The following is a 6,981-nucleotide window of genomic DNA, read 5'->3' as shown; positions in this document are numbered from 1 at the left end:
TACGGTCGGCATGCAGTACGTGTGGTAGGAATAAGTGTCACTGGCGTATTGTAGCTATAGTCGAAAGGCTAAACCGCTTACAGGGGAACTTCACACAGGCGGAGCGTTGGGAGTAGTTACATAGGACTTGTTAAGTTGTACGTTGGGGAAACCCTCGCAGAGATACAGGCAATGTAACGACAGGGAGCGCGTGGAGCGAAGTGCAAGACTTTGAGTCCTTGTCTGCATAGTCAGCAAAGCTATGTGCGGATACGACCGATATACGTGGCTCCGAAGCCAAATATATACAGGTAAATCGGCAATACTTAAGGGAAATGACTTTTTTTAAAAGTCGTCCCTTAGGGTGAGTATTGCCGAAACTCTCTCAACCGTTCACCAAAGCCAAAGCACGAAGTGCGACGCTTTGGGGAGCATGTTGAGAAGTTGAGTGCATTTGCTTTTATTGTATTTGTAGCAGGGTTGGAGCATTGCACCCTATTTTCTGCTTAGGCTATTTTTTTATTTTACTTTTCTTGTGAAAAGTTTTACTTTATTTTCCTCCAATAACTTAAAAATGCGAATAATAATGGATCAATCTCTGATTAAAAATATTTTGATTGTAGGTGGTGGTAGTGCAGGTTGGATGACAGCATCTTATCTCTCTAAAGCTTTTGGTAATAAAGTGAATATTTCTTTGGTTGAATCGCCTGAAATACCAAAAATTGGTGTAGGTGAAGCAACTATTCCTAATTTACAAAAAGTATTTTTTGATTTCTTAGGATTGAAAGAAGAAGAATGGATGCCAGAGTGTAATGCCTCTTTTAAGGCAGCAATTAAGTTTGTTAATTGGAACGATCCTAATGATAAAAATGATTATTTCTATCATATGTTTGGCCAAGTAAAAAATATTGATGACATTCCTTTGACGCATTATTGGAACTATTTTAGAGAGAATAATTTAACTCAGTTACCTATGGCTTATGATTGCTATGATAAAGCTAGATTATTAGATAAGAACTTATCACCCAAAACTTTAACACATGAAAAAGTAATGAGTCATGCTTGGCATTTTGATGCCCATTTAGTAGCTAAATTCTTAAAGAAACTTTCTATTTCTTGGGGAGTTAAACATATTGAAGATGAAGTTATTAATGTAAGTTTAAATGAAAATGGTTATGTAAAATCCGTTACAACTAATAAGAATGGAGAAATAGAAGCTGATTTATTTATCGACTGTTCAGGATTTAAAGGTCTGATAATTAATCAAGCATTGAAAGAACCTTTTATTGGTATGTCCGATCAATTATTCTGTAATTCAGCTGTTGCAGCCTCTATTAAACATGATGATGAAGAAAATGGAATAGAACCTTATACATCTGCTATTGCTATGAAAAATGGTTGGACATGGAAAATTCCTATGCTTGGGCGTTTTGGTTCAGGTTATGTCTATTCTGATGAGTTCTCAACTAGAGAGCAGGCTACTGATGAGTTCTTAAAGTTATGGAATGTGAAAGAAGATAGTATTTCTCTAAATCATATTAAATTCAGAACAGGTCGTAATAAACGTGCATGGGTTAAAAATTGTGTAGCAATTGGTTTATCCTCGTGCTTTCTAGAGCCATTAGAATCAACAGGGCTTTACTTTATTTATGCTGCAATTTATCAGTTAGTGAAACATTTCCCTAAAAAAGAAATTGATGAAAAATTAGTTAAAGCTTTTAACGAAAATATAGAAAAAATGTTTGATGATAGTCGTGATTTTGTTCAAACACATTACTTTACAACTTCAAGAACTGATACTGCTTTTTGGAAAGCTAATAAGAATGATCTAAAGTTATCTGACTCACTAAAATCAAAGTTAGATATATATAAATCTGGCCTAGTTGTTTGTCCTCCAATTACTACAAATGAAGAAGATTATTATGGAGACTTTGATATAGAGTTTTCTAATTTCTGGACAAATAGCAATTACTACTGCATGTTTACAGGGTTTAAATCCTATCCAAACTCAGTATATCCAAAAATACTTTATGATAATAAATATGATAAAGCTCGAGAATATATGCAAGAGTTAAAGAAACGTGAGGATAATCTCTTGGAAAGTTTACCAAGTACTTATGAATACCTAAAACATCTACACAGTAGAAAATAATATGGAACTTTATACAATTATTTTGTATAGTTTTTTTTGCTTTATAGGGGCCATTTTACCTGGCCCTACATCTTTATTGGCCTTAAATCTAGGTCTTAATAATTCTATAAAAGCTGTTTTTCTAGCTAGTATTGGAGCAGCGATAGCTGATTTTCTGATTATTTGTGCTATTGGTTTTGGACTAAAACAAATAATTGATGATTTTCCTATAATTTTTGAGGTAATAAAAACTCTAGGATTTTTCTACTTAATTTTTATCGCGTATATGATATGGAAATCAGAAAACAGTATTTCTGAACATAAAGATGATACTCATAATATATATAGATTACCTATAAAAGGTTTCTTAACAGCAATTTCTAATCCTAAAGTACTTGTATTTTTTATTGCATTTTTACCCCAATTTATTGATCCTAATTTAAATATATCTTATCAATATATAGTTCTAGGTATCGCTTCTTCGATGATAGATATAATTTGTATGACAATATATGGATTATTGGGAGTTAAATTATTATATTTTTTTAAGGATAAAACTAATCTACTTTATCTTAATCGTATAAGCGCTATATGTATGGCTAGTATAGCTATGTTCCTGATAATAAGGTAACTAGACTCTATTTTTTTTCTTATTATGATTTAGGACAGCTTGTCCTAAATCCTTCCAAATTTCCCATTTCATATCATTTGGGTCGATTTCAGCAGTTTTAAGCAGAACTCCAAGTAATTCCGCAGGATCACGCTTATCTAGGTTAGCAATCTCAAAAAGTGCGCCTAATTGGATAAGGTGGCGTGTACGAGCTTTTCGTTCAGCTTCCTTTTCTGCATTCAATAATTTTCTAACTGCAACTTTTTGCTTATTTGCTCGATCTATTGCTTTTTCAGCTTTGATTAAGGCATTAATTTTTTTCTCTTGGTCAGGTGTTCTGTACTGAATTTTGGCTAATTCAAGTAAAAGTTTTTGAGCATCATTAGGGTTCTTTAAAGCAGAAATATAGGTGATTTTTTCAAATAGCCATTCATTATTCATATTTAATTCCTTGATTCAGATACCGCAAAATTACAGGCTCAATACTCAAAGAACGATAACAAAATATTTACGTTCGAGTAACGTAATTTTGTTAAAGTCGTTCTAGAGATTGTCGTCTGCACTTCCATCAAAAATTTGATGGCGCGCTTAGACGTTTCTCAATTTCATTGAGAAACCTAATCACGTTAGGGACTTCATCCCTAAAACCCTGAAACTTCTTTTTTTCGTAAATTGAAAATTTACGGAAAAAAGAAGTACCAAAGCTAGGAGCAAAATATGCAACTAAAACAGGTATTGGGAAAAATCAAAGACATTACTTTTGGCGTGATCGCAGCACCGCTACTTATCATTATTATGATATGGGCTTCGATACTCGATCAAAGAGCCTTTAAGAAAGAACGCAACCAAAAAAAGGAACAGGATAAAACCTAATGGCGATTGCTCGTTTAAGTGTCAAAGTTGGTAAGGCAGGTAAGGCAGCCCCGCATGCCGAATATATAGATCGGGATGAAGAAAAAAAGAAAAAAGAGGAACAGGCTAAAACTGACCTTGAACATAGTGACTATGGGAACATGCCGAAATGGGCGGAACATAATCCGATTAACTTTTGGCAGTCAGCCGACCTTTACGAGCGCAAAAATGGCAGTACCTACCGAGAATATGAAATTGCCCTGCCTAGAGAGATGAATGCCGAGCAACGCCTAGAACTGGTCGAGGACTTTATCCAGTCTGAAATTGGCTCAAAATATCCGTATCAGTTTGCCATTCATAACCCTAAAGCAATGGATGGCAACGATCAGCCCCACGTCCACCTTATGTTTAATGAACGTCTGCAAGATGGAATCGAGCGAGATCCAGAGCAATATTTTAAACGCTATAACAGCAAGAATCCTGAACGTGGCGGAGCTAAAAAAGACAATACCGGCAAGAGTTACCAGGAACGAAAAACCGATATTAAAGACCTACGCCAAAGATGGGCAGATCTATGCAACAGCCATTTAGAAAAACATCAACTTGACAGCCGTATTGATATGCGAAGCTATAAAGAGCAAGGCATTGACAAAGAACCTGAAAAGAAACTGCTACCAAGCCAAGCGAAGAATCCTGAAATCAGGGAAGCCCTGCAACAGTCGCGTACAGCCCATAAAGAGCTTGTAGGGCTAGACTTAGGCGACCCGAAAAAAGACCTCCAAGACCTCAAAGACAGCCCAATTTCAGACAAAGAAATTAAACAAGGTATTGAGAGCTTTAAGGCTGATTTTGATAGCTTCAAACAGCTTGCTTTGGAACAGTACAAAGAACAGCAGAAATTAGAACGAGAGCAACAGAAAACCATGAATTTTAAAGGGATGAGCCGATGACACCTGATGAAAAAAAGCTATATGCACTGATGGCAGTTGCAGAACAACAGCAAAACTTAGTCAATCAGGCCGTTAAAGAGCTTCAAATCACCGAAGAACGCATTCAGAAGGTTATCGCAGGGCAAACCCATCATACCGTATCAAAATCGCTAAATACGGGTTTACAGGAGGGTACAGCGGAGCTTGTTAAGACCGCTAAAGCACTTGGACGCTTAAAAAATTCGATTGATTCAGCCAGTGATCAATTCTCATGGAAAATCATCACAATAGTTTTGGGGATTTTTGCCATTCTTATGCTTGGCATCATTTGGTTATTTGCTGTTTATATCAAACCGCTAGAGAATATTTCTAAGATTGAAAGTTTAAGAGAGGATGGTATTCAGCTTGAGATTCGAAGTTGTACTGTTGGAGAAGAATCTAAACCATGTGTGCGTGTGATGAAAGAACAGTGCAATTATGGAAAAAATCATGATTTATGTGTGATCGACCCTATATAGAAAAATTCGAAAACAAAATTTGAAAGTCTGTTATGCCAATAATTAGAGTTTTAATACTCATATTTTTACATCAAAAGTAATGAAAAAGTAAAGACAATGCCTTATATTATCTTTACATTATTGGTTCCTTGGAGGGATTAACCATGTCCGCAGTCAATTTCAATATGCGTTTAGAGGCAGAACTGAAAGAAAAAGTTACTCCTATTTTGGAGGACTACGGTTTAACCATGCCACAGGCATTTAAACTGTTCTTAAATCAAATTGTTAAAACGAAAACGATTCCATTGTCTTTTGATTATGCAAGGGAAACAGCTTTAACCCCTAAAGCAGCAGCAAAGTTGCTTCAATCTCTTAAAGAAATTGAAAATGGGGAGTACACCGAGTATGAAACAGTAGAAGAAGCCATCCAAGCAATGTCGGAAGAAGCTAATGGCTAAACGAAAAATAATCGTAACCAGTTCATTTAAAAGAGACATTAAAAGACGTTATTTAGATTTGGTTACGGCTGAATGGGCCGAGGTACTGGACTGTTTAGTTGCTAATAGTCCATTACCTGAAAAATATCTAGATCATCCATTAAAAGGTGGTGCTGAGTTTAAAAATTGTCGAGATTGCCACGTTAAACCTGATTTAGTCTTGATTTATAGGCTCGTAGGGGATGATGTTTTAGAATTACACCAGTTAGATAGCCATTCAGAAATTTTTGGTTAAGTGACCATTCAGAATTGTTTTTAATGTTTTGAAGTTAGTAAAAGTTAAGGAAGTTGTTATGTTGAAGCGGTCAAGTTTAGAAAGAAAAGAGTTCAAGCAGGAAGAGCTTACACTAATGAAGAAGCTTGATTTAAATGATATTGAGATTATTAAGTCTGATAATCTTGCACAACTCTTAATTTGGACTTCTGAACTTGCTCAACATAATCATGCTCAATTTATTGAATTTAGTAATAAGTTAGAAAATATTGATGAAATAGAAGAACGAGAAGAAATTAATAAAAAAATTAATTTTTATAGGAAAAGTGCATTTTCAGAGAATCAAATCAAAGATTTCTATATAAAGAAGCTACTGGATCAGGGAGAAGCGACCATAAGGGGATATATCAAACATCCGATTAAGCAGGATACGAAATATGCTGTAATTTCTTACCATGGATATGATTTTATTAGTTTTGCAACGCCTGAAATTGTTGAAAAATTCCCCCTGAATTTCATTGATTTTGTGCAAATGGAAGCACCAAAAACACTGGCTGATATACACCCCGATGAAGCTCTACTGCTATCAACTATCAAGAATTTTATAAAGCCCTTTAAAGAACAATATAAAAAAATAACGAGCAAAAATAGGGAGATTAAAGAACATAATGCGGTCGTACATGAAATTTATATAAAAATTAAAAATAAAGAAGCAACTCTGCAAAAATCAACAGACTCGAAGCCTAAAGAATCTAGTCCAAAGTCTACTGAAAATAGTGCTGTACCAGTAGAAATGAAGCAGGTGGCCATTCAGAAAAATATGGCTCCACAAGAAAAGCCGATTACAGTGATTAAGAAGCGAAAGTTTGCTTTAAACAAAGAAAAGTAAATTTTAATTTAAAAATACAAAGAAAAAGCCCATCGAGTATTGAAACTCGACGGGCTTTCGCTTTATATTCAGCGGTACGCAGTTATTTGATGCTTCAACATCAAGTAACGAAGATCAGCGGAGTACCACCTCGCACTGATTTCACACTAAGGCTTGTACCTGAACTCTATTTTCACAATAAACAGTGTTTATATCAAGCCTCAAAATGATAAGTCTTCGTTAATTCGTGTTTTAAATCGTCAAATAAGTATCCTAGATCGAGCTTTGCCCGCTTCTGCGTGTCCGTTTTACGGTCGGCATGCAGTACGTGTGGTAGGAATAAGTGTCACTGGCGTATTGTAGCTATAGTCGAAAGGCTAAACCGCTTACAGGGGAACTTCACA

At 35.3% G+C, this 6,981-nt stretch carries 9 protein-coding genes; 8 read left to right on the top strand and 1 reads right to left on the bottom strand.

Going from position 1 to position 6,981, the window contains the following annotated elements; genetic code table 11:
- Positions 1 to 565 precede the first annotated feature (565 nt).
- Complete coding sequence (locus tag F893_RS00255; RefSeq protein WP_005098407.1) at positions 566 to 2,131, top strand: tryptophan halogenase family protein; 1,566 nt, start codon at positions 566 to 568, stop codon at positions 2,129 to 2,131.
- Position 2,132: 1 nt separating this feature from the next.
- Entirely contained in the window at positions 2,133 to 2,741 is a 609-nt protein-coding gene (locus tag F893_RS00250) for a LysE family translocator (protein WP_004282301.1), read from the top strand.
- Here the strand turns inward: F893_RS00250 and F893_RS00245 are convergent, their stop codons facing one another.
- Positions 2,742 to 3,161, bottom strand: a complete 420-nt coding sequence (locus F893_RS00245) for a conjugal transfer protein TraD (RefSeq protein WP_005098409.1) — start codon at positions 3,159 to 3,161, stop codon at positions 2,742 to 2,744.
- Between the two features lie 276 nt (positions 3,162 to 3,437).
- On the opposite strand from F893_RS00245, the gene F893_RS18050 reads away from it, so the two are divergent.
- From F893_RS18050 to F893_RS00220, 6 genes are all read left to right on the top strand, one after another.
- Positions 3,438 to 3,593 carry a hypothetical protein gene (locus F893_RS18050; RefSeq protein ID WP_005098410.1) on the top strand — a complete coding sequence of 52 codons (156 nt, stop codon included), beginning with the start codon at positions 3,438 to 3,440 and terminating at the stop codon, positions 3,591 to 3,593.
- Complete coding sequence (locus F893_RS00240) at positions 3,593 to 4,522, top strand: MobA/MobL family protein (protein ID WP_005249378.1); 930 nt, start codon at positions 3,593 to 3,595, stop codon at positions 4,520 to 4,522. Before F893_RS18050 ends, F893_RS00240 begins: the two co-directional genes overlap by 1 nt.
- Positions 4,519 to 5,019, top strand: coding sequence for a hypothetical protein (locus F893_RS00235; RefSeq protein WP_005098403.1), 501 nt, complete (start codon positions 4,519 to 4,521; stop codon positions 5,017 to 5,019). The genes F893_RS00240 and F893_RS00235 overlap by 4 nt, the downstream gene beginning before the upstream one ends.
- Before the next feature lie 143 nt (positions 5,020 to 5,162).
- Positions 5,163 to 5,456: a type II toxin-antitoxin system RelB/DinJ family antitoxin gene (locus tag F893_RS00230; RefSeq protein ID WP_005098404.1), complete on the top strand. Its 294-nt coding sequence runs from the start codon at positions 5,163 to 5,165 to the stop codon at positions 5,454 to 5,456.
- On the top strand, positions 5,449 to 5,730 hold the full coding sequence (locus F893_RS00225; protein WP_005098405.1) for a type II toxin-antitoxin system YafQ family toxin: 282 nt from the start codon (positions 5,449 to 5,451) through the stop codon (positions 5,728 to 5,730). Before F893_RS00230 ends, F893_RS00225 begins: the two co-directional genes overlap by 8 nt.
- A 58-nt stretch (positions 5,731 to 5,788) precedes the next feature.
- Positions 5,789 to 6,598 (top strand): hypothetical protein, encoded by an 810-nt coding sequence (locus F893_RS00220; RefSeq protein WP_005098406.1) that lies wholly within the window; start codon positions 5,789 to 5,791, stop codon positions 6,596 to 6,598.
- Positions 6,599 to 6,981 lie beyond the last annotated feature (383 nt).

It is taken from the genome of Acinetobacter sp. CIP 102136, assembly GCF_000369685.1.
Taxonomy (GTDB): Bacteria; Pseudomonadota; Gammaproteobacteria; order Pseudomonadales; family Moraxellaceae; genus Acinetobacter; species Acinetobacter fasciculus.
Note: the sequence above shows the minus strand (reverse complement) of the source record. Positions and strands in the feature narration are given on the sequence as shown.